General features: G+C 66.9%; 19 protein-coding genes. 9 read left to right on the plus strand and 10 right to left on the minus strand.

Features of this window, described 5'->3' with window-relative positions; all coding sequences use genetic code 11:
• Positions 1-162 precede the first annotated feature (162 nt).
• The 8 genes from eda to HRV97_RS11205 all read right to left on the minus strand — a co-directional run bounded on the left by eda (position 163) and on the right by HRV97_RS11205 (position 7,516).
• Positions 163-765, minus strand: a complete 603-nt coding sequence (gene eda, locus HRV97_RS11170; protein ID WP_174194346.1) for a bifunctional 4-hydroxy-2-oxoglutarate aldolase/2-dehydro-3-deoxy-phosphogluconate aldolase — start codon at positions 763-765, stop codon at positions 163-165.
• A complete protein-coding gene (gene glk / locus HRV97_RS11175; protein ID WP_174194347.1) occupies positions 762-1,730 on the minus strand; it encodes a glucokinase in 969 nt (322 codons plus the stop codon). The genes eda and glk overlap by 4 nt, the downstream gene beginning before the upstream one ends.
• The gene (gene edd / locus HRV97_RS11180) at positions 1,727-3,553 is read right to left on the minus strand and encodes a phosphogluconate dehydratase (protein ID WP_174194348.1); all 1,827 of its coding nucleotides are present in this window, start codon (positions 3,551-3,553) and stop codon (positions 1,727-1,729) included. Before edd ends, glk begins: the two co-directional genes overlap by 4 nt.
• A 92-nt stretch (positions 3,554-3,645) precedes the next feature.
• The gene (pgl, locus tag HRV97_RS11185; RefSeq protein ID WP_174194349.1) at positions 3,646-4,353 is read right to left on the minus strand and encodes a 6-phosphogluconolactonase; all 708 of its coding nucleotides are present in this window, start codon (positions 4,351-4,353) and stop codon (positions 3,646-3,648) included.
• A gap of 43 nt (positions 4,354-4,396) precedes the next feature.
• Positions 4,397-5,860, minus strand: a complete 1,464-nt coding sequence (gene zwf, locus HRV97_RS11190) for a glucose-6-phosphate dehydrogenase (RefSeq protein ID WP_174194350.1) — start codon at positions 5,858-5,860, stop codon at positions 4,397-4,399.
• Between the two features lie 63 nt (positions 5,861-5,923).
• Entirely contained in the window at positions 5,924-6,853 is a 930-nt protein-coding gene (gene argC, locus HRV97_RS11195; RefSeq protein ID WP_174194351.1) for an N-acetyl-gamma-glutamyl-phosphate reductase, read from the minus strand.
• Entirely contained in the window at positions 6,850-7,221 is a 372-nt protein-coding gene (locus tag HRV97_RS11200) for an SH3 domain-containing protein (protein WP_223176772.1), read from the minus strand. Before HRV97_RS11200 ends, argC begins: the two co-directional genes overlap by 4 nt.
• Complete coding sequence (locus HRV97_RS11205; RefSeq protein WP_174194352.1) at positions 7,187-7,516, minus strand: MarR family transcriptional regulator; 330 nt, start codon at positions 7,514-7,516, stop codon at positions 7,187-7,189. Before HRV97_RS11205 ends, HRV97_RS11200 begins: the two co-directional genes overlap by 35 nt.
• 278 nt (positions 7,517-7,794) lie before the next feature.
• On the opposite strand from HRV97_RS11205, the gene secG reads away from it, so the two are divergent.
• The 3 genes from secG (at position 7,795) to HRV97_RS11220 (ending at position 10,448) form a co-directional block, all read left to right on the plus strand.
• A complete protein-coding gene (gene secG / locus HRV97_RS11210) occupies positions 7,795-8,181 on the plus strand; it encodes a preprotein translocase subunit SecG (protein ID WP_174194353.1) in 387 nt (128 codons plus the stop codon).
• Positions 8,182-8,302: 121 nt separating this feature from the next.
• On the plus strand, positions 8,303-9,937 hold the full coding sequence (gene pyrG, locus HRV97_RS11215) for a CTP synthase (protein WP_174194354.1): 1,635 nt from the start codon (positions 8,303-8,305) through the stop codon (positions 9,935-9,937).
• A gap of 295 nt (positions 9,938-10,232) precedes the next feature.
• Complete coding sequence (locus HRV97_RS11220; protein WP_174194355.1) at positions 10,233-10,448, plus strand: hypothetical protein; 216 nt, start codon at positions 10,233-10,235, stop codon at positions 10,446-10,448.
• A 204-nt stretch (positions 10,449-10,652) separates the two neighbouring features.
• On the opposite strand, the gene HRV97_RS11225 is transcribed toward HRV97_RS11220, so the two are convergent.
• On the minus strand, positions 10,653-11,123 hold the full coding sequence (locus HRV97_RS11225; RefSeq protein ID WP_174194356.1) for an Hsp20 family protein: 471 nt from the start codon (positions 11,121-11,123) through the stop codon (positions 10,653-10,655).
• Between the two features lie 203 nt (positions 11,124-11,326).
• Here HRV97_RS11225 and HRV97_RS11230 point away from each other — a divergent pair, with 203 nt between their 5' ends.
• The 5 genes from HRV97_RS11230 (at position 11,327) to HRV97_RS11250 (ending at position 17,329) form a co-directional block, all read left to right on the plus strand.
• On the plus strand, positions 11,327-13,837 hold the full coding sequence (locus HRV97_RS11230) for a TonB-dependent receptor (RefSeq protein WP_174194357.1): 2,511 nt from the start codon (positions 11,327-11,329) through the stop codon (positions 13,835-13,837).
• Positions 13,838-14,243: 406 nt separating this feature from the next.
• Entirely contained in the window at positions 14,244-15,494 is a 1,251-nt protein-coding gene (locus HRV97_RS11235) for a lipoprotein-releasing ABC transporter permease subunit (protein WP_174194358.1), read from the plus strand.
• Positions 15,487-16,263 carry an ABC transporter ATP-binding protein gene (locus HRV97_RS11240; RefSeq protein ID WP_246248684.1) on the plus strand — a complete coding sequence of 259 codons (777 nt, stop codon included), beginning with the start codon at positions 15,487-15,489 and terminating at the stop codon, positions 16,261-16,263. Before HRV97_RS11235 ends, HRV97_RS11240 begins: the two co-directional genes overlap by 8 nt.
• Positions 16,260-16,853 (plus strand): GNAT family N-acetyltransferase, encoded by a 594-nt coding sequence (locus HRV97_RS11245; RefSeq protein WP_174194359.1) that lies wholly within the window; start codon positions 16,260-16,262, stop codon positions 16,851-16,853. The genes HRV97_RS11240 and HRV97_RS11245 overlap by 4 nt, the downstream gene beginning before the upstream one ends.
• Positions 16,850-17,329: a glutathione peroxidase gene (locus tag HRV97_RS11250; RefSeq protein WP_174194360.1), complete on the plus strand. Its 480-nt coding sequence runs from the start codon at positions 16,850-16,852 to the stop codon at positions 17,327-17,329. The genes HRV97_RS11245 and HRV97_RS11250 overlap by 4 nt, the downstream gene beginning before the upstream one ends.
• 114 nt (positions 17,330-17,443) lie before the next feature.
• On the opposite strand, the gene HRV97_RS11255 is transcribed toward HRV97_RS11250, so the two are convergent.
• Complete coding sequence (locus tag HRV97_RS11255; protein WP_174194361.1) at positions 17,444-18,019, minus strand: HdeD family acid-resistance protein; 576 nt, start codon at positions 18,017-18,019, stop codon at positions 17,444-17,446.
• Between the two features lie 102 nt (positions 18,020-18,121).
• Here HRV97_RS11255 and dnaE point away from each other — a divergent pair, with 102 nt between their 5' ends.
• Entirely contained in the window at positions 18,122-21,637 is a 3,516-nt protein-coding gene (dnaE, locus tag HRV97_RS11260; RefSeq protein ID WP_174194362.1) for a DNA polymerase III subunit alpha, read from the plus strand.
• Positions 21,638-21,689 lie beyond the last annotated feature (52 nt).

Raw genomic sequence — 21,689 nt, forward strand, 5'->3', positions numbered from 1 at the left:
TCCAACTCTCGCCGGTGGGCGGCAAGGTGAACCGATTAACGCAGATCAACCGTTACGGTGCCGATATTGTGACTTTATATTTCCCGACAGGCGGGCTCCCTGTCTGAAGCAAATTGGTCGTGCAGGCAGCAAGGGAGAAGGCAGTGGGTGCAGCCTCCTTGTTCAGCCCTTGAGCGCCATCGCCTTCTTCGCGCGCTCGGTCACTTCGGGCAGCGTACCTTCGGTCACCCAGCTGCCGCCGACGCACAGCACGGGGTCGAGCGCGAGCCAGTCGGGCGCGTTCTTCGCGCTGATGCCGCCGGTCGGGCAGAATTTGCACTGATAGAAGGGCGCGGCGAGCGCCTTCAGCGCCTTGACCCCACCCGACGTCTCGGCCGGGAAGAACTTGAAGTGGGTGAGGCCGAGGTCGAGCCCGCGCATGATGTCGCCCGCGGTTGCGACGCCGGGCAGATACGGCACCTTGCTGTCGATGATCCGCTCGCTGAGGCGATGCGACAGGCCGGGCGAGACGATGAACTCCGCGCCCGCGTCGATCGCCTGATCGAACTGGTCGGGGGCGATCACGGTACCGGCGCCGACGATCGCGCGCGGCACCTGCTTCATCTCTCGGATCGCGTCGAGCGCGGCGGGGGTGCGCAGCGTCACCTCGAGCACGCGCAGGCCGCCGGCGACCAAAGCCTCAGCCAGCGGGCGCGCCTGTGCCGCGTCGTGGATCACCAGCACCGGGATGACGGGCGCGGTCTGCATGATGTCGGAAATGTTCATGTGTGTTCCTGCGCGAAGGCGGCCGCGGCGCCGAACAGGCCGGGCTGGGGATGGGTGATGAGCTTGACCGGGATCGCGGCCATCAACTGTTGAAAGCGCCCCTTGGCGACGAAGCGCTGGTCGAAGCCCGAGCGGAGCAGCTTGTCCTTGATGCGCAGGCCCAGCCCGCCCGCGATCACGACGCCCTTGGCGCCGTGCGCGAGTGCCAAGTCCCCGGCGACCGCGCCGAGCGCCAGGCAGAAGCGGTCGAGCGCGGCGAGGGCGAGTGAATCGTCGCCGTCGAGCGCGTCGGTCCAGATTTCCTTGTCGGTCCGCTCGCGGATAGCGCGTCCTTCCAGGCTGGCGAGCGTCTCGTAGATCGCGACGATGCCGGGGCCGGCGACGATCCGCTCGGTCGAGACGCGAGTGAAGGTGCGGCGCAGGCGCTTGAGGATCGCGTCCTCGATCGGGTCGAGCGGGGCATAGTCCATGTGCCCGCCCTCGGTCGGCAGCACCAGGTAGCGCCCGTCGGTCTTGAACACCTGCGCGACGCCCAGGCCGGTGCCGGGGCCGCACACGGTGGTGACACCCTCGGCCGGCAGCGGCATGTCGGGCCCGCAGAGATGCTCGAAATCCTCGTGCGGCAATTGGCCGACCGCGTGGCCGACCGCGCCGAAATCGTTGATGATCGTGTAAACGTCGGCGCCGAGCCGCTCGGGGATCAGCGACGGACGGATCACCCAGGGGTTGTTGGTCATGCGGATCACGTCGCCGGTGATCGGCGAGGCGACCGACAGCGCCGCCGCGCGTGGCATCGGGCGGCCGAGCGTCGCGGCGAACGCCTGCCACGCGGTCTGCAGGCTGGCGTGGTCGGCGGTGCGCAGCGTCACCGGCTCGCCCAGCGACACGACGTGGCCGCCCTCGACCTCGGCGATGGCGAAGCGCGCGTTGGTGCCGCCGATGTCGGCCGCTACGATCTCCGTCACAGCATCGCTCCCGCCAGCATCGCACTTGCTCCCTTTTCCGCTTCGTCGGCGCCGGCGCGGAACATGCCGAATAATTCGCGCCCCATGCCGGTCGGCGCGGGCGGCGGCGTCGGCCGCTCGCGCGCGGCGAGCACGCCTGCGTCGGCCAGTACGTCAAGCGTGCCCGATACCGCGTCGACCCGCACCATGTCGCCGTCGCGGATCAGGCCGATGTTGCCGCCGACGCCCTGCGCGTTGGGCAGCGCCTCCGGGCTGACGTGGATCGCGCACGGCACCTTGCCGCTCGCGCCCGACATGCGACCGTCAGTGACGAGCGCGACGCGGAATCCACGGTTCTGGAGCACGCCGAGGGGCGGGGTGAGCTTGTGCAATTCGGGCATGCCGTTGGCGCGCGGGCCCTGAAAGCGGACGACCACGACCACGTCCTGGTCGAGCTCGCCCGCCTTAAACGCCTCGAGCACGTCGAGCTGGTCGTCGAACACGCGCGCGGGTGCCTCGACGATCCAGCGGTCGCGCTCGACCGCCGACACCTTGATGCAGGCGCGACCGACGTTCCCTTGCAGGATGCGCATCCCGCCGTCGGGCGAGAAGGGCGCGGAGGCCGGGCGCAGGATAGTGTCGTCGCCGCTCGCGCCCGGCGAGACCCAGCCGAGCGCGTCGCCCTCGAGCACCGGCTTGTTGGCGTAGGCCGATAGGTCGTCGCCCGCGATCGTCATGATGTCGCGGTGGAGGTGCCCGCTCGCCAGCAATTCGCCGATCACGTAGGGCATCCCGCCCGCCGCCTCGAACCCGTTCACGTCGGCCGAGCCGTTGGGATAAACGCGTGCGAGCAGCGGGACGGCGGCGGAGAGGCGGTCGAAATCCTCCCAGTCGATCACGATCCCCGCCGCGCGCGCGATCGCGGGGACGTGCAGCAGGTGATTGGTCGAGCCGCCAGTCGCGAGCAGGCCGACGGCCGCATTGACGATCGCTTTCTCGTCGACGCACAGGCCGAGGGGGCGGTAATCCTGACTGGACGTGCCGATCGCGGCGAGGCGGTGAACCGCAGCGCGGGTGAGCGCCTGGCGCAGCTTGGTGCCCGGATTGACGAAGGCGGCGCCGGGCATGTGGAGGCCCATCACCTCCATCATCATCTGGTTGGTGTTGGCGGTGCCGTAGAAGGTGCAGGTGCCTTGGCTGTGATAAGCGCCGATCTCCGCCTCGAGCAGTTCCTCGCGTCCGACCTGGCCGACCGCGTAGCGCTCGCGCACCGCGGCCTTGTCTTTGTTGGGCAGGCCTGACGGCATCGGGCCGCCGGGTACCATCACCATCGGCAGGTGACCAAAGCGCAGCGCGCCCATCAAGAGGCCGGGCACGATCTTGTCGCAGATGCCGAGCAGCGCCGCGCCCTCGAACGTGCCGTGTGACAGCGCCACCGCGGTCGACAGCGCGATCGTGTCGCGGCTGAACAGCGACAGCTCCATGCCCGGATAGCCCTGCGTCACGCCGTCGCACATCGCAGGGACGCCGCCCGCCACCTGCGCGGTCGCGCCGACTTCGCGCGCCCAGACCTTCATCTGTTCGGGATAACGATAATAGACCGCGTGTGCCGACAACATGTCGTTGTACGAGGTGACGATGCCGATGTTCATGCCGTCGCCGCCGCGCATCGCCGCGCGGTCCTCGGGCGTGCCGGCATAAGCATGGGCGAGGTTCGCGCAGCCGAGCCGCGGGCGACCGATCCAGGTGTCGCGCTCGCGCTCAATCAGGTCGAGGTACGCACGACGGGTATCGCGCGAGCGCGCAACGATGCGATCGGTGACGGCCTGTACGGCGGGGTTCATCGTTGCAATCTTCCGTTCGCCCTGAGCTGGTCGCGTGCTTCTAGTGGCTCAGGGCGTCAGGGCAATCTACTACGTGGTGTTACTCGGCCTAGTTACGGGGCCCAGTGAATGTCGACCGGCAGCTCGACGTCGGCGAGCACGCGGCCGATCGGATAGGTCGAGCCCGCGCCCTGCTTGATCGCGTCTTCGATCACCGTGCGCTTGTCCTTACCGGTGACAGCGATCAGCAGCGCGCGCGCGGTGATGATGCCGGCGCGGCTGAGCGTCACGCGCGCGACCGGCGCCTCGGGCGGCAGCGGGTCAGGCATGACGCCCAGCGCGCGGCGCTCGCGCGGGCCGTTCAGCGCCTCGTCGAAGTCGGGACCGGGGAAGATCGACGCGGTGTGGCCATCGCCGCCGACGCCCAGCATGCACAGGTCGAGCGGCCAGTGCAGGTCCTGCATCAACGCATCGGCCGAGCGGCCCGCCGCTTTGTAGTCGTCGGTCGCTTTGGGCACGACCGGGATTACGCGCGCGCCCTTGGGGATGAAGGTCTTGCCGAGTGCGGTCACGTTCGACAGCGGGTCACCCAGCGGCACGATCCGCTCGTCGCTGGGGATGATCGTCACGCGCTTCCAGTCGAGCTTCGCCTTGGCGAGCTTCTCGTAGGCGGGCAGCGGGGTCTTGCCGCCGGCGAGCGCGATCACCGCCGAGCCGCGCGCGTCGAGCGCGCTCTCGATCACGAACTGGATGTCGCCCGCGACCGCGTCGGCCAGCTCGGCCGCGTCGTCATATTCCCACCATTCGATCTCGGTAGTCATTTTACTCTCACTCACATGAAATTGGGGCAGGGCGCCGAAGCGCTCAATCGTCCTGCCAGGTAACGCCGTCGCGCTCGGTCAGCGCGATCGCGGCGGAAGGCCCCCAGGTGCCCGCGGGATAATGTTTCGGCTTGGTGCCGTTCGCTGCCCAGCCCGCGCGGATCGCGTCGGTCCACACCCATTGCGCTTCCACCTCGTCGCGACGGACGAACAAGGTCTGGTCGCCCTCGATCAGGTCGAGCAGCAGGCGCTCGTAGGCGATCCGGCGGCGCGTGCCGGCGAACTCGGCGTCAAGGCTGAGCTTCAATGGCACCTCGCGCAGCCGCACGCCGTCGCGGTCGAGCCCCGGTTCCTTCGCCATCACCAGCAGCTCGATATATTCCTCGGGCTGGAGGCGGATCACGAGCGTGTTGGGTTGGAGCAGCCCGCCGCGCCCCGCGAACATCGAGTGCGGCACCGGCTTGAACTGAATCGCGATCTCGCTGCGGCGCTTCGCCATCCGCTTGCCGGTGCGCAGATAGAAGGGCACGCCCTGCCAACGCCAATTGTCGATATGCGCCTTGATCGCGACGAAGGTTTCGACGTCCGAATCATAGCCGAGCTCGTCGTCGTAACCCTTGACGACCTTGCTGCTGACCGCGCCTTCCTCATACTGGCCGGTGACGGTGTTCTGCGGCACTTCGGCGGGCGTCATCACGCGCAGCGAGCGGAACACCTTGGCCTTCTCGTCGCGGATGTCGTCCTTGCTGTAGCGCGCTGGCGGCTCCATTGCGATCAGCGCGAGCAATTGCAGGATGTGGTTGGTGATCATGTCACGCAACGCGCCCGCGCCCTCGTAGTAACCGGCGCGATCCTCCAGCCCGACCGTCTCGGCGATCGTGATCTGGACGTTGTCGATCCCTTGCGCGTTCCAGACGGGCTCGAAGAAGCTGTTGCCGAAGCGGAGCGCGAGGATGTTCTGCACCGTCTCCTTGCCGAGATAATGATCGATGCGGAAAATCCGGTCTTCGGGAAACACCGCGGCGACGGTGTCGTTGATCTCGCGGCTGGAGGAGAGATCGTAGCCGAGTGGCTTTTCCAGGCCGATCCGCACCGTGTTGCCGGCGAGACCGACCTTCTCCAATCCCTTTACCGCCGGCTCGAACAACGACGGCGCGGTGGAAAGATAGATGGCGAGCCCGCCCGATACGTCGCCGATCTTGTCGGCGAGCGCCTGAAACGTCGACTCGTCCGACAGATCGGCGGGCTGGAAAAAGATCCGGTCGAGGAAGGAGGCGATCTTCTCCTCGTCCTTGCGGTCGTCGCTCAATTGCGCATCGAGTGCTGCGCGCGCGATCTCGCGAAAGCTGTCGTCATCCTCGTCGCCGCGCGCCGAGCCGGTGATCGTCAGCCCCTCGGGCAGCAATCCGTCGGCGTGCAGCCCATAGAGTGAGGGCAGCAGCATCCGCTTGGACAGATCGCCGGTAGCGCCGAACAGGAGAAGCTTGCCAACAGGATTGCGCTGCATGGGGGCTCCGAGAAAATTGGCTCACGGCGTGTCCGTGGAGCGGGTTGACCGATAATGACGGCGTTAGCGCGTGAGACCCGCCAACGGGTCCAGCCCCGCCATCAAATTGACGTTCTGCACCGCCGCGCCCGCCGCACCCTTGCCGAGATTGTCGAGCGTGGCGACGAGGCGAAGCTGCGCCGCGGCCGGATTGGCGAAGACGTGCAGCGTCATGCGATCGGTGTTGGCATCGTCCTCAATGCGGATCGTCGCCGGCGCGTCCGATGCGACGCGCACCAGCGCCGCACCGGCGTAGGCATCGCGCAGGGTGGCGGCGACTGCCTCGACGCTCGTGCCCGGTACGAGCTGCGACTGGTGCACCGGCACCTCGACCACCATGCCGCGATAGGTGTTGGCGACCGCAGGTTGGAAGATCGGCGCGTGCGCGAGCCCGGCGTGCCGCGTCATTTCGGGCGCGTGCTTGTGCGCGAGGGTGAGGGCGTAGGGGCGAAAGGCGGTGTCGGCGTCTCCGTCCTCGAACTCGGCAATCATGCTCTTGCCGCCGCCCGAGTAGCCGGAAGCCGCGTTGACGCTGAGCAGCGCGTCGGCAGGCAGCAACCCCGCGCGCACCAGCGGGCGGACGAGTGCGAGGAAGCCGGTCGGGTAGCAGCCAGGGTTCGACACCAGCCGCGCGGCGGCGATCTCGTCACTGCGTCCGGGCTCCAGTTCGGCGAACCCATAGGTCCAGCCCTCCGCCACCCGGTGTGCGGTGGAGGCGTCGACCACGCGCGTGCGGCGATTGTCGATCATCGCCACCGCCTCGCGCGCGGCATCGTCGGGCAGGCAGAGCACGACCAGATCGGCGTCGTTGAGCGCGTCGCGACGCGCCGCCGCATCCTTGCGCCGCGCCTCGTCGAGGACCAGCAGCGACACGTCACCGCGCCCCGACAATCGTTCCCGGATCTCCAGCCCCGTCGTGCCGACCGCGCCATCGATGAAGATGGTAGTGGTCATGCCGCGGCGATCGCGTCGGCGTCGAGGTAGCCGACCAGATCGGCGTCGAGCGCGATGCCCCAGCCGATGCCGCCGGTCACGTCGAGCAGGTCGAACCGCGCGCCCGCTGCGAGCTCGGTCAACACCTCCGCATCGGCTGCGCGCTCACGCCGCAACGACGCGGGCCGGGTCACGACACGCGGTAACGGCGCGGCGTAATGCGGCGCGAACACCAGCTCGGCCAGGCGTACGTCCGCAATATCGGCACGCACGGCATTGGTTCGCCGATCGATTGGCTGCGACGGACCGGTCAGTGCGAAGGTGCGACGCGGCAGCCGCGTCGCGGTGGGCGCTTCAGGCGTTGACTGCGGCCCTGACGGGTGCGGCATGGGCGTCGCCCTCGCCGATGAACTGCCCGAACTCCTCAAGAAAATCTGCCCCTTCGGATGTGCGCGCGACGAAGATGTTGCGCTTGTCGCTGTCGTCGCGTTGCCGGCGCAGATAGCCGAGCGTCCCCAGCCTGTTCAAGGCACGAGTAACGACCGGTTTCGATACGTTCAGCGCGCGCGCCAAACCACGTACCGTATGCGGCCCGGGCCGCAAGTAAACCACCAGCAACAACGCCATCTGTCGATTGGTGAGATCGGGTTCGCCCGAGCGCACGTAATCGACCAGCGCGTTCATCCACTGACCAAGTTCGGGCTGAATAAGACTTGCCACTTCCTCGTCCCGCTCGTTCGCGCCCCCGGATCGTTCCGGGTTTGTGCGATCTTAACGCCTTGTTCACGCGCTGGTTTCAGCATCGTCATGAATTTGCGGGAGCCCCGACGTGCGGCGTGGCGCGCCCTTGCCACGGGTCGTCGCAGCTACCCGCCACGGTTGATTGCGCGGGCGCTTCGGCCTATGTCGCCGCGCGTCGCGCCCGATCCGGCGCTCCCCAGATAGAAGTGCGTCGTCGCCCCATGTTCACCTTCCTGCTCGTCATCCACGCGATCGTCGCGGCCGCGCTCGTCACGGTTATCCTGATGCAGCGTTCGGAAGGCGGCGGGTTGACGTCGAGCGGCAGCCCGTCGGGCCTGATGTCGGCGCGCGGCGCGGCGGATTTCCTGACTCGTGCCACCTCGGTGCTGGCGGGCGCCTTCGTGCTGCTGTCGATCCTGCTCGCGTTCCTGGCGGCGAACCGCAACGCGACGTCGGTCGACACCTCGCTCCAGCGGCGCGCGCCTGCCGCGGCGGCCGCTCCGGCACCAGCCAACCAGGACGCCTTGTCGGATGCCGCCCGCAATGCGGCGGCCGCCGCTGCTCCGGCCCCGGCGCAGGCCGACAACGGCGTGCCGCTGGCGCGCTGACGCTGCTCGTTTAGCTGTCGACACGCGGTTCGTGTCGGCACTCGGTTCATCGTGAATTCGCCGCGCGTGGGTGACCGCGCGCTTGTGGTCGTTCGTATTTCAGGGTTAGGCGTTTATCCCCATGGCGCGGTTTATCTTCATCACCGGCGGCGTGGTTTCCTCGCTCGGCAAGGGGCTCATGGCGGCGAGCCTCGCCGCGCTCCTCCAGACGCGCGGCTACCGCGTTCGCATCCGCAAGTTCGATCCGTATCTGAACGTCGATCCCGGCACGATGAGCCCGTATCAGCACGGTGAGGTCTACGTGACCGACGACGGCGCGGAGACCGACCTCGACCTCGGCCATTACGAGCGCTTCACCGGCGTCGCCTCGCGCCAATCGGATAACGTCACCTCGGGTCGCATCTACAAGACGATCATCGAGCGCGAGCGACGCGGCGATTACCTGGGCGCGACGGTGCAGGTTATCCCGCACGTCACCGACGCGATCAAGGCGTTCGCGCTGGCGGAGACCGACGACGTCGATTTCGTGCTGTGCGAGATCGGCGGCACGGTGGGTGACATCGAGTCGCTGCCGTTCATCGAGGCGATCCGCCAGTTGAAGAACGAACTGGGCCGCGGCAACGCGATCTCGATCCACGTGACGCTGGTGCCGTATATCGCGGCGGCGGGCGAGCTGAAGACCAAGCCGACGCAGCATTCGGTGCGCGAGATCGCGGCGCTGGGCGTGCAGCCCGACGTGATCGTCTGCCGCTGCGAACAGCCGTTGCCGATGACCGAGCGTGCCAAGATCGCGCTGTTCTGCAACGTGCCCGAAAGCGCAGTGATCCCCGCGCTCGACGCGAAGAGCATCTACGCGGTGCCGCTGCAATATCACGGCGAAGGGCTCGATTCAGAGGTGCTGCGCGCGTTCGGCATCACGCCGTCGTCGGCGCCCGACCTAAGCCGCTGGGAACAGATCGTCGAGCGGCTGGAGCACCCCGAGGGCGAGGTGACGATCGGCGTGGTCGGCAAATATGTCGGACTGCAGGACGCATACAAGTCGTTGAACGAGGCGCTGGTCCACGGCGGCATCGCCAACCGGGTCAAGGTCAACATCCGCTGGATCGACGCCGAATTGTTCGAAGGCGACGAGTCGGAGATCGCGGCGCATCTGGAGCCGTGCCACGCGATCCTCGTTCCCGGCGCGTTCGGATCGCGCGGCGCGGAGGGCAAGATCGAGTCGGTCCGCTTCGCGCGGGAGCGGCGCGTGCCGTATTTCGGCATCTGCTTCGGCATGCAGATGGCGTGCGTCGAGGGTGCGCGCGACTTGGCGGGGATCGCGGACGCCTCGTCGACCGAGTTTGGCCCGACCCCGGAGCCGGTCGTCGGCCTGATCACCGAATGGATGGGCGAGCGGGGTCTGGAGAAGCGCGCGGCGGATGGCGACATGGGCGGCACGATGCGGTTGGGCGCCTATCCGGCGAAGCTCGACGGCAACAGCGTCGTCGCCTCGGTCTACGGGTCGGGCGAGATCGAGGAGCGGCATCGCCATCGCTACGAGGTCAACACCGGCTATCGCGAACGACTGGAGGCGGGCGGGCTGGTCTTCTCCGGCATGTCGCCCGACGGCATGTTGCCCGAGATCGTCGAGCGGCCCGACCATCCGTGGTTCGTCGGCGTGCAATTCCATCCCGAATTGAAGTCCAAGCCGTTCGACCCGCATCCCTTGTTCGCGAGCTTCATTGCCGCGGCGGTCAAGCAGAGCCGGCTGGTCTGACGTCGATTGGGGGTCGCGGAGCAAACGCCCCCGCTGCCAGGCGGCATCCGGCTGTTCCCCACGCTTAAGCTCCGGCCTCGGTCGGGGGCTGCACTACGTCATGCTCAAGTAAGCGGATCGCAGGTCGAGCCGAGAACCGCCTGATCAGGAAGGTGATAATAACCACCATGGATGGGTCGATTTCGACCCATCCCGGTCAAGCCGTCGTTCATCGCTTAACGCTAGGGCACGACTTGATCGGGGTGCAGTGACGATGCTGTAACCCGGTTCATCAGGACCGGTGGGGATCGCATCCATGACATTCGCAGCAACGGCGGCCGCCGGCCTGCCGCAACCCGCACAATCAGCCATCCGCTCGGCGCGACAGGCCGGGCCGCGACATTTCCTGCCCCCCGATACCGACCGCAGCATTCTGTCCTTGTTGTTCGAGCTGGGGTTGACGCGGCATTTCATGGGGCACGTCGTGCTGACTGCCGCGGGATTGGCGGTGCTGCGCGTCATCACCGGCTGATCGCCTGACCCGTAGGCTACGGCACGTCGGACCTATCTACTCGCCATGCGGCTTCTTTGTTCGACGAGCGTAGTGGCGGGAACCAGGACCAAGCAAATAGAGAGTGCCCATAACAAAAGGCGCCCGGGCTAAACGCCCGGACGCCTCCACGACGCCTCGAAAGGGAGCAAAGAGGCGCCGAACTCGGGACCTTCAAGCGAAAGATCAGGCCGCGCGCGCCTCGTCCGCTGCAGGCACATTGTCGACCGCGGCGAGCGGCGCGCCGGTGCGCACGGCGATCTTCTTCGGCTTCATCGCTTCTGGCACTTCACGCACCAGGTCGATCACCAGCAGCCCATCGTTGAGCCGCGCGTCCTCGACGAAGACGAAGTCGGCCAGTTCGAAGCGACGCTCGAAGCTGCGGTTAGCGATCCCGACGTGCAGGAAGCTCGGCCCCTCGGCGCGATCGTCCTTCTTGCCGGCGACCAGCAGCAAATTCTGCTGTGCGGTGATCTCCACCTCGTCGCGGCTGAACCCGGCGACCGCCAGCGTGATGCGATAACGATCGTCGGCGAGACGCTCGAGATTGAACGGCGGGTAATTCTCTGACGCGCCGCGCGCATTGGCCTCGATCATGTCGAACAGACGATCGAACCCGATGGTGGAGCGGCGATAAGGGGTAAGGTCGAAACGCATCTCAAATCCTCTTGGTTGAGCGAGTTGAAAAGCGGCGTCCGGGTGCCCGCGACGCCGGCATTCGTGCGGCCCGACTGCGCGGCACCGCACGGCTCCGAGATGGTGAACGGGCGAAGCGTTTCAAGCCTGCCGCAAACATCTACTTCATTGATGGGCTTTGGGCGCGCTGGCTATCAAGCGGGTAAGCAAAGGGGACCTCGCCAATGTCGATCACGCTCGCGCTGCTGCTCGCGCAATTCGCCACCCAACCCACACCTGCGGATCAGACCAACGGACCGGCACCTGCACCGGTCGCGCAGGAAGGTGAGGGTGAGGCTGCGGCGGGCCGGCTCGGCACCGCGCAGCAGGGTGGCGGCGACATCGTCGTCACCGCCCGGCGTCGCGCCGAGACGGTGCAGCAGGTGCCGATCGCGATCTCGGTCATCGGCGGTCAGGCGCTGGCGGACACGGGCGCGTATAATGTCAACCGACTGACGCAATTGCAGCCGAGCTTGCAATTCTATTCCACCAATCCGCGTAACTCGGCGGCCAACATCCGCGGATTGGGCGCGCCGTTCGGCCTCACCAACGATGGGATCGAGCAGGGCGTCGGCATCTACGTCGACCAGGTCTATTACAGCCGTATCGCCTCGGCGACGTTCGACTTTACCGATACCGAGCGGATCGAGATCCTGCGCGGGCCGCAGGGGACGCTGTACGGCAAGAATACGACCGCGGGCGCGATCAACATCACGACGCGCAAGCCCAGCTTCACGCCCGAAGCACGGGTCGAGCTGACCGCGGGCAATTACGAATTCGTTCAGGCAAAGGCGTCGGCGTCGGGGCCGCTCGTCGACGACAAGCTCGCAGTGCGACTGTCGGCCTCGGTGACGCGGCGCGACGGTACGGTGAACAACGTGCGCACCGGCGTGCACGTCAACGCGCAGGACAATCAGAGCCTGCGCGGGCAGCTTTATTGGCACGCGACCGACACACTCGATCTGACGCTGTCGGCCGATTACAACCATCAGAACCCCGATTGCTGCGCGCAATATTTCGTTCGCGTCGGCGCGACCCAGCGCCCGGTCGCGCGGCAGTATGAAGCGCTCGCCGCCGCGTTCGGGTACCAGCCGCCGTCGCGCAACCCGTTCGACCGCGTGACCGACCTCGACACGCCGTTGCGCGCGCGACAGGAGTTGGGTGGCGTCTCGCTGGTCGGCGAGCTCGATCTCGGCAGCGCGTTGCTCACCTCGGTCAGCGCGTGGCGCAAATGGGACTGGAAGCCGTCAAACGACCGCGATTACGTCGGGCTGCCGATCACCACCGTGTCGGCCAATCCGTCGCAGCAGGAGCAGGTGAGCCAGGAGCTGCGCATCGCGTCCAACGGTCGCCGCACGGTCGATTACGTCGCCGGGCTGTTCTACTTCCACCAGACGATCGACACGCAGGGGTTGCAGGTGCAGGGGTCGGCGGCCAGCCGTTTCCTGCTCGCTCCGCCCGCGGGCGGCTGCACCGCGGCGAGCACCGCCAACGCGTGCAATCCCGCGGTGCTGAACGGGCTGACCTCGCGCAACACGATCGGGTTCAGCAACACGAGCGCGGCCGCCTTCGGCAAGCTGACGTGGCACATCGCCAACCGCCTCTCGATCGCGCCGGGTCTGCGCGTCAATTACGACAAGAAGAGCGGCGATTACGTCTCGGTGGTGACGACGGGCAGCGGCGCGACGCTCGATTGCTCGGCCACCGCGCAAGGGGCGAACGGCGTGACGCGCGACCGCTGCGGCGTCCTCGCGCCGCAGAGCTACCAGCCCAAGTTCGATGATTGGAACGTGTCGGGCGACGTGACGCTCGCCTACGACCTGTCGCCCGACAATCATTTCTACGCCACCTATGCGCGCAGCTACAAATCGGGCGGGATCAACCTGTCGGGCCTGCCGCTGGGCGCCGACAACCTGCCGCTGCTCGCGACCGCCACGGTCAAGCCCGAGACGGTCAATCATTACGAGCTGGGACTGAAGAACCAGTTTCTCGACCGTCGCGCGACCGTCAACATCGCCGCATTCTGGACCGACATCTTCGATTATCAGGCAACCGTCACCAACAGCCAGTTGAGCGTTCTGCGCGGCTATCTCGCCAATGCCGGGCACGTTCGCACCCGCGGCGTGGAGATAGACTCGGCGTTTCGCCCGACCAGCCGGCTGAACGTCTACGCCAACGCCGCCTATACCGACGCCAAATACCAGCGTTTCACCGACGCGCCGTGCCCGCCCGAGCTGGCGGGGGGTACCGCGCTGCCGATCGTCAACGGCCAAATCGTTGGCACGCCCGCGGCGGCCGGGACGCCGGGGAACAGCCTGCCGTTCTGCAACGTGTCGGGTCAGCGCATTCCAGGCGTGTCGAAATGGGCCTTCTCCTACGGCGCGGAGTACGGCGTGCCGACCAACTTCGGCGGCAACGAGGGCAACGTATATCTCGGCTACGACGGCAGTTACCGGTCCAACTTCTCGTCCAACCCGTCCGAGTCGATCTACACGCAGGTCGACGGCTACTCGATCTCCAACGTGCGCGTCGGTTATCGCGAGGGGGGCCGCCTCAATGTGTTCGGTTGGGTGCGCAACGTGTTCGATCAGGACTACTTCGAGCTGCTCGCGACGCAGTCGGGCAATACCGGGCTGGTGGTCGGGCAACCCGGCGATCCGCGCACCTATGGCGTGACCTTTTCGGCATCGTTTTGAGACATGCGGTCCGGCCCAGGCGGCGCCTGGGTTGGATCGTGTGGCGCGGCGTCAGACCGTTTGCGGCGAGCTTCAAGTATTCGGGAGTTGTTGCAAAGCAAACGCCCGGGCCGTTTCCGACCCGGGCGCCTGCGTGACGATGAACTCGTCAGCCCCCTAATCCTGCTTTCCGCCCGCACGCCTCGTTGTTCACGAAGCGGGGCTGGTCTGCTTTCCCCGAACCACGGCTTCTGCCTGTGTGCCAGTGCGATGATTGCTAGGTGAGGGTCGCCGCTGTGTCGACTGTTATGAACGCCGGTTAATCCGATTATGCCACGCCTGTGTCGTATTCGCCACAGCTGTAACGATCGCGATGGATTGGGGCGGGGCGTTGCCAGCGCCGCCCTCTCATCCTAGAGCGGCGCGCATGTTGCTGTCGCGCTACGAGAGCATGATCGCGCGCCGGTACCTTCTGCCTGGCCGCGGTGAACGCTTCATTGTTCTGGTCGCCGGGTTCAGCCTGGGCGCGGTGATGCTGGGCGTCGCCGCGCTCGTCATCGTCATGAGCGTGATGAACGGCTTTCGCGCCGAGCTGTTCGACAAGATCGTCGGGCTGAACGGTCACGCGGTGGTGCAAGGGGTCGGCGGGCGCCTGCCCGACTGGCAGCAGGTAGTGCGCGAGGCGCGCGCGACGCCCGGCGTGACCGAGGCCACTCCGTTGATCGAGCAGCCGCTGTTCGCGACCTACAATGGCCGCGCGGAGTTCATCCTGCTGCGCGGCATGCGGACGCAGGACATTCGGCAGAATGCGACGATCCAGTCGAAGGTGGTGGTCGGCAGCCTCTCCTCGGTGACGCCCGGTAGCAACAACGTCGCGATCGGCGCGCGGCTGGCGGAGGCGCTGGGCGCGACGATCGGTTCGCAGATCACGATCTGGAACCCGCAAGGGCAGTCGACCCCGTTCGGCACCGTGCCGCGTCAGGTGAGCTATACGGTCGGCGCGATCTTCGAGGTCGGCATCTACGACTACGACAAGGCCTACGTCATCATGCCGATCCAGGACGCGCAGACGCTGCTGCTGATGGGCGACTCGGTCAGCATGATCGAGTTGGAAACGCAGAATGCCGACCGCGTCGGCGAGATCCTAGCCCCGCTCGCACCCAAGGTGCAGGGCTACGCGATTATCCGTGACTGGCGACAGCTGAACGCCGAATTGTTCGACGCATTGGCGGTCGAGCGGGTCGCGATGTTCGTGGTCCTGTGCATTATCATCCTGGTCGCCGCGTTCAACATCGCCAGCTCGCTCATCATGCTGGTGCGTGCCAAGACACGCGACATCGCGATCCTGCGCACCATGGGGGCGAGCAGGGGGGCGATGCTGCGCATCTTCATGACGGTCGGCACGACGATCGGCGTGCTCGGCACGATCGCGGGGCTCGTGCTGGGTGCGGTGTTCCTGTTCTACCGCCAAGCGGTGGTCAATTTCGTCCAGTTCGTGACGGGGCAGAATTTGTGGGATCCCTCGATCCGTTATTTGACCGAGCTGCCGTCCAAACCCGATCCGGTGGAGATCATCGCCATCGTCATCATCACGCTCGTCATGACCTTCCTCGCGACGATCTACCCCGCCTACAAGGCGGCGAGTACCGATCCGGTGCAGGTTCTCAGATATGAATAGCGACGAGGGCGCGATCGGCCGGCGCATCGGTGCCGCCCCAGGAGCGATCGGCACAGGCGACTTCGCCGCATCCGACGGCGGCGGGCATGAAGCCAGTAACGGGCCCGTGCTTGAGACGCGCGCCCTTGCGCGCAGCTTTACGCAAGGCTCGGAAACGATTCACGTGCTGCGCGGCGTGAATCTCTCGATCGCACCGGGCGAGATCGTCGCGCTGCTCGGCCCGTCGGGTTCGGGCAAGTCGACGATGCTCCAGGCGATTGGGCTGCTGGAGGGCGGGTTCGAGGGCTCGATCCGCATCGCGGGCGAGGAAGCGGCGCGGCTCGACGCAAAGGGCCGCACCGCGGTGCGGCGCGACCGGCTCGGCTTCGTCTATCAGTTCCACCACCTGCTCGCCGACTTCAACGCAATCGAGAACGTAATTCTGCCGCAGCTCGTCCACGGCGATGAACGCCCCGCGGCGGAAGCGCGCGCGACGAACCTGCTGACGGTGCTCGGGCTCGGTCATCGCCTCACGCACCGCCCGTCGCAGCTCTCGGGCGGCGAGCAGCAACGGGTCGCGGTCGCGCGTGCGCTCGCCAATCGTCCCGCGCTGATCCTCGCGGACGAGCCGACCGGCAACCTCGACGAACATACCGCCGACGTGGTGCTCGCCGAATTTCTGCGGCTGGTGCGCGAGGAAGGTTCGGCGGCGCTCGTCGCGACGCACAACGAGCGGCTGGCGGCGCGGATGGACCGAGTGGTGCGGCTGCACGAGGGCCAGTTGCAGTGAGCGCGTGGCGCGAGGCGGTGACGCTCTCGGGCCGGCACGTCACGCTCCGCCCGCTCGCGCGCAGCGACCGCGACGCGATCGTCGCAGCACTGGCCGACGTGGGGCCGAGCTTGGCGACGATTGTACCCGACGCAACCACGGTCGACGGCTGGTATGACGCGATTGACAAGCAGGTAGCGGCGGGCCGCGCGCTTCCCTTCACGGTGCTCGACGCCGACGGCACGGTTGCAGGCGTCACGCGCTTCCTGCGGATGAACGAGGCGTACGCCCGCGTCGAGATCGGCGGCACCGTCTACGCGCCGCGCGTCCAGCGGACCGGCGTCAACACCGAGGCGAAGCGGCTGCTGCTCACCCACGCTTTCGATATTCTCGGCTGCCAGTGCGTGCAATTGCGCACCAACGTGCTCAACCGCGCGTCGCGTGCCGCGATCGAGCGGCTCGGCGCGCGGCTCGACGGCATCTTGCGCGGGCACATGGTGACGCCCGACGGTGAGGTGCGCGACAGTGCGGTCTACTCGATCATGGCGCAAGAGTGGCCGCAGGTCCGGCGCAACCTCGATCACCTGCTCGTACGAGAGGATAGACGATGACCGCGATCACCGACCTGACCGTCATTGCCGCCGATGGCACGCCGACCCGCCTCGACCAGTGGCGCGGCAAGGTACTGCTGATCGTCAACACCGCGTCCAAATGCGGCTTCACCCCGCAGTACGAGGGATTAGAAGCGCTTCATCGCGATCTGGTTCCACGTGGGTTCGAGGTGCTGGCGTTCCCGTGCAACCAGTTCGGCGCGCAGGAACCCGGCGACGCTGCCGAGATCGCGAACTTCTGCTCGCTGACCTACGACGTGACGTTCCCGGTGTTCGCCAAGGTCGACGTCAGCGGCGACGCCGCCGATCCGCTGTTCGAGCGATTGAAAGCCGACGCGCCCGGCGTGATGGGCACCAAAGCGATCAAATGGAACTTCACCAAGTTCCTAGTCGACCGCGACGGCCACACCGTCCGCCGCTACGCGCCGACCACCAAGCCCGAGGAGATCCGTCGCGACATCGAGGCGCTGCTGTGAAGTCGCTCGATCCCAGCGGCACGTGGCGCATCCTGATCGCGATGTTCGCGCTGATCTGCCTCGTCATGGTAGGGCTGCTTACGCTACTCGCAGTCCTGCACTACCGCTAATAGGTCAGCCGGGCACCGCGAACGCGCTCGCGCCCTTGCGGTGGTCGGCCGCGGCGGTGATCGAGGTGACCCCGCCGAAGATGAAGCTGATCCCCAAGATATAGCCCGGCAGCGTCAGCGCCGAGAACGGCACCGTCGCCAGGATGAACAGCGCGAGCAGCACGTTGATGATGCCGAGCGTGATCAACATGCCGCGCCGCCGCTTGAGCCGGAAGCCATAGACCAGCTCCAGCACGCCGCGCACACCCAGCCAGACGGCGACCATCAGCGTCAGCGACAACGCACCGGTCGCAGGTTCGAGCAGCATGATCAGTCCGACGATCACCGACAGCGCACCGAACAGGATCGTGTAGCCGCGATGCGCGCTGCCGTGCCCGAACAGCGACGCCGCGATCGCGAACGCGCCCGACACGAAGAAGAACGCGCCGATCACCACGGTCGCTGCGAACGTGGCGGCGAACGGCGACGCGAACGCCAGGATGCCGAGCACCACCGACACGATGCCGTACGCCATGATCCAGCCCCAGCCGGCACCAACCGCACCGCTGCCCGATCGGCCATCACCGCGCACGTCCGTCATCGCACTTCCTCCTACTTGCGCGGTCGAACGGGCGCGAACGCGCCACGGTTCCTCCGCGGTTGCGCGCTGGTCGAATCATCCAACAGCGCCTAGGTTGGCGCGATGCCTCACTCCGGGTTCGTGCCGCTCCGCATCTTTTCCTGCTACACCATGCTCGACGGCGCGATCGACCCGAAGGCGATTGCCAAGCGTGCCGCAAAGCTCGGCTTCCCCGCCGCCGGCCTGACCGACCGCAACGGGCTCTATGCCGCAATGGCCTTCTCCGATGGGGCGTTCGCGTCGGGCGTGCAGCCGGTGATCGGCACGATGCTGGGGATCTGCCGCCCCGACATGCCCGAGGGCGGCTGCCCGGTGGTCGACTGGATCGCGCTCTACGCGCAAGACACGACTGGCTATGACAATCTGTGCGCGCTGGTCAGCCAGGCGCACCTCGATCGCCCGCTGGAGCATGCGCCGCACGTCACCTTCGACGCGCTTGAGCGGCACACCACCGGCCTCCTCGCGCTGACCGCGGGCGGCGAGGGTGGTCTGGCGCGCCTGTTCGCGGAGGATCAGCCCGCGCGCGCCGCCGCTTACGCCGATCGCCTACAGGCGCTGTTCCCTGATCGGCTCTACGTCGAACTCGTCCGGCGCGGCGATCCGGTTGAGGATGCGGCGGAAGAAGCGCTGATCGACCTAGCCTATGCGCGGAACCTGCCGCTCGTCGCGACCAACCCGTCGTGCTTCGAAGAAGCGAGCTTCGGCGAAGCGCACGACACGATGCTGTGCATCGCCAACTCCACCTATGTCGAGACCGAGGACCGCCCCCGCAGTTCGCCCGAGGCGTGGATGAAACCCGCGGCCGAGATGCGCCAGCTGTTCGCCGACCTGCCCGAGGCGATCGACAACACCTTGGTCGTCGCGCGGCGCTGCGCGGTGGCGGCGCCCAAGCGCAAGCCGATCTTGCCCAGCCTCGCCGGTGACCGCGAGGGCGAGGCGGCAATGCTGCGCGATCTCGCGCGCGCGGGGCTCGACGCGCGGTTGCAGCGGATCGAGGAATTGCACGCCGCCGCGGGCGACGCTGCCGAGCCGCTCGCACCCGACTGGAGGCAGGGCTACCGCGACCGGCTCGAATTCGAACTCGACGTCATCATCCAGATGGGCTTCCCCGGCTATTTCCTGATCGTCGCCGACTTCATTCAATGGGCGAAGGCCCACGACATCCCGGTCGGCCCGGGCCGCGGGTCGGGCGCGGGCAGCGTCGTCGCCTGGGTGCTGACGATCACCGACCTTGATCCGTTGAAGCTTGGTCTGCTGTTCGAGCGCTTCCTCAATCCCGAGCGCGTGTCGATGCCCGACTTCGACATCGACTTCTGCGAAACGCGGCGCGGCGAGGTGATCCGCTACGTGCAGGAGAAATACGGCCGCGATCAGGTGGCGCAGATCATCACCTTCGGTAAGCTGAAAGCGCGCGCGGTGCTAAAGGACACCGGACGCGTGTTGCAGATGAGCTACGGGCAGGTCGATCGCCTGGCCAAGCTCGTACCCAACCACCCGACCGACCCTTGGGATCTCAAGCGCGCGCTCAACGGCGTGCCCGAGCTCGCCAAGGAATATGCCAACGACAACCAGGTTCGGCATTTGCTCGACTTGGCGACGCAGTTGGAGGGGCTGCCGCGCCACTCGTCGACGCACGCGGCCGGCGTGGTGATCGGCGACCGGCCGCTCGCGCAGCTCGTCCCGCTCTACCGCGATCCGCGCTCCGACATGCCGGTGACGCAGTTCGACATGAAGTATGTCGAGGGTGCGGGGCTGGTGAAGTTCGACTTCCTCGGCCTGAAAACGCTGTCGGTGCTCAAGAAGGCGGTGCAACTGCTTGCGAAGCGCGGCATTTCGGTCGATCTCGACGCGCTGCTGTGGGACGACGAGGCGGTCTACAAACTGCTCCAAAGCGGCAACACCGTGGGCGTGTTCCAGCTCGAATCGGAAGGCATGCGCCGCACGCTGTCGGCGGTGCGCCCGACCAATTTCGGCGACATCGTCGCGCTCGTCTCGCTCTACCGTCCGGGTCCGATGGACAACATTCCGTCGTTCGGTCGCCGCAAGCAGGGCACCGAGCCGATCGAGTATCCGCACGCGCTGCTGGAGCCGATCCTGGCCGAGACCTACGGCATCTTCGTTTACCAGGAACAGGTGATGCAGGCGGCGCAGGTGCTGGCGGGCTATTCGCTCGGCGGCGCCGACCTGTTGCGGCGCGCGATGGGCAAGAAGGTCAAGGCGGAAATGGACGCGCAGCGCTCGATCTTCGTCGCCGGCTGCCAGGAAGTGAACGGCATCCCTAAGGCGAAGGCGAACGAGCTGTTCGACTTGATCGACAAGTTCGCGGGCTACGGGTTCAACAAGAGCCACGCCGCCGCCTATGCGCTGCTCGCGTATCAGACCGCGTGGCTGAAAGCGCATCATCCGCATGAATTTTATGCGGCTTCAATGTGTTACGACCTGCACTTGACGGACAAGCTAGCGATCTTCGTCGATGACGCGCGGCGCTTGGGCGTCGAGTTGCTGCCGCCATGCATCAACGCCAGCCAGGCCGAGTTCGACGTCGAGGCGACGCCAGACGGTGGCCTCGCGGTCCGCTTCGCGCTCGCTGCGCTCAAATCGGTCGGCGAGGGCGCGATGGAGCGGCTGGTCGAGGCGCGTACCAGTGATGGCCCGTTCAAGAGCTTGAGCGACCTTGCCGACCGGGTTGACCCGCGGCTCGTCAACAAGCGTCAGTTGGAGACGCTGGCGGCGGGCGGCGCCTTCGACGGGCTCGACCCCAACCGCGCCGGCGTTCACGCGATTGCCGAGACGATCCTCGCGATCGCCGCCAGCGCGCACCACGGGCGCACCAGCGGGCAGGGCGGCCTGTTCGGCGAGGAGAGCCATGGCAGCGAGGTCATCAAGCTGCCGACCGACGTGCGCTGGAGCCTGATGCAGCGGATGGAGCAGGAGAAGGAGGCGTTCGGCTTTTACTTCTCTGCGCACCCGGTCGATCGCTACCGCATGCTCGCCAAGATGCACGGCGCGCGCACCTTCGCCACGTTGAACGAGCTGCATATCGCCGATGGCGCGCGCGTCGGCGCGACGCTGGCGGTGTTGGTCGAGGAAGCGCGCTGGCGCACCTCGGCGCGCGGGCGGCGCTACCTGATGGCGACGCTGTCGGATGCGACGGGGCAGTTCAACGCGACTTGCTTCGAGGATTCGACCTCGACCGATCTGGAGGAGGCGGCGCGGATCGGCGGTTGCGGGCTGCTGACGGTCGAGCTCGATCGCCGGCCGGGCGAGGAAACGCCGCGTGTCAGCATCAAGGCGATCAAGCCGTTCGAGACGCTTGCCGCGACGACGCGCTTCGCGCTCGAGGTAGCGGTGGACGACGTGCGCGCGATCCCCACACTTGCCGCGCTGATCGGCGAGCGTCGCGGGCAGCGCGGCAAGGTGACCCTGACCGTGCCGGTGCCCGACGGCGGCCATGCCAAGGTGCTGCTCGGCCACGACTTCTCGCTCGATGCCGAACTGGCCGAGCGGATCGAGGGAATAGCAGGCATCGCCTCGGTCAGCTTCGACGTCGAGGAAGTGCGCCTGCGCGCGGTGGGGTAGCGACGTTGCTGCCGACATCCTGGGCTTGACCCGGGCTTCCCTTTCCTTGCTC

Origin of the sequence: Sphingomonas hominis, assembly GCF_013328205.1 — a bacterium.
GTDB lineage: Bacteria > Pseudomonadota > Alphaproteobacteria > Sphingomonadales > Sphingomonadaceae > Sphingomonas > Sphingomonas hominis.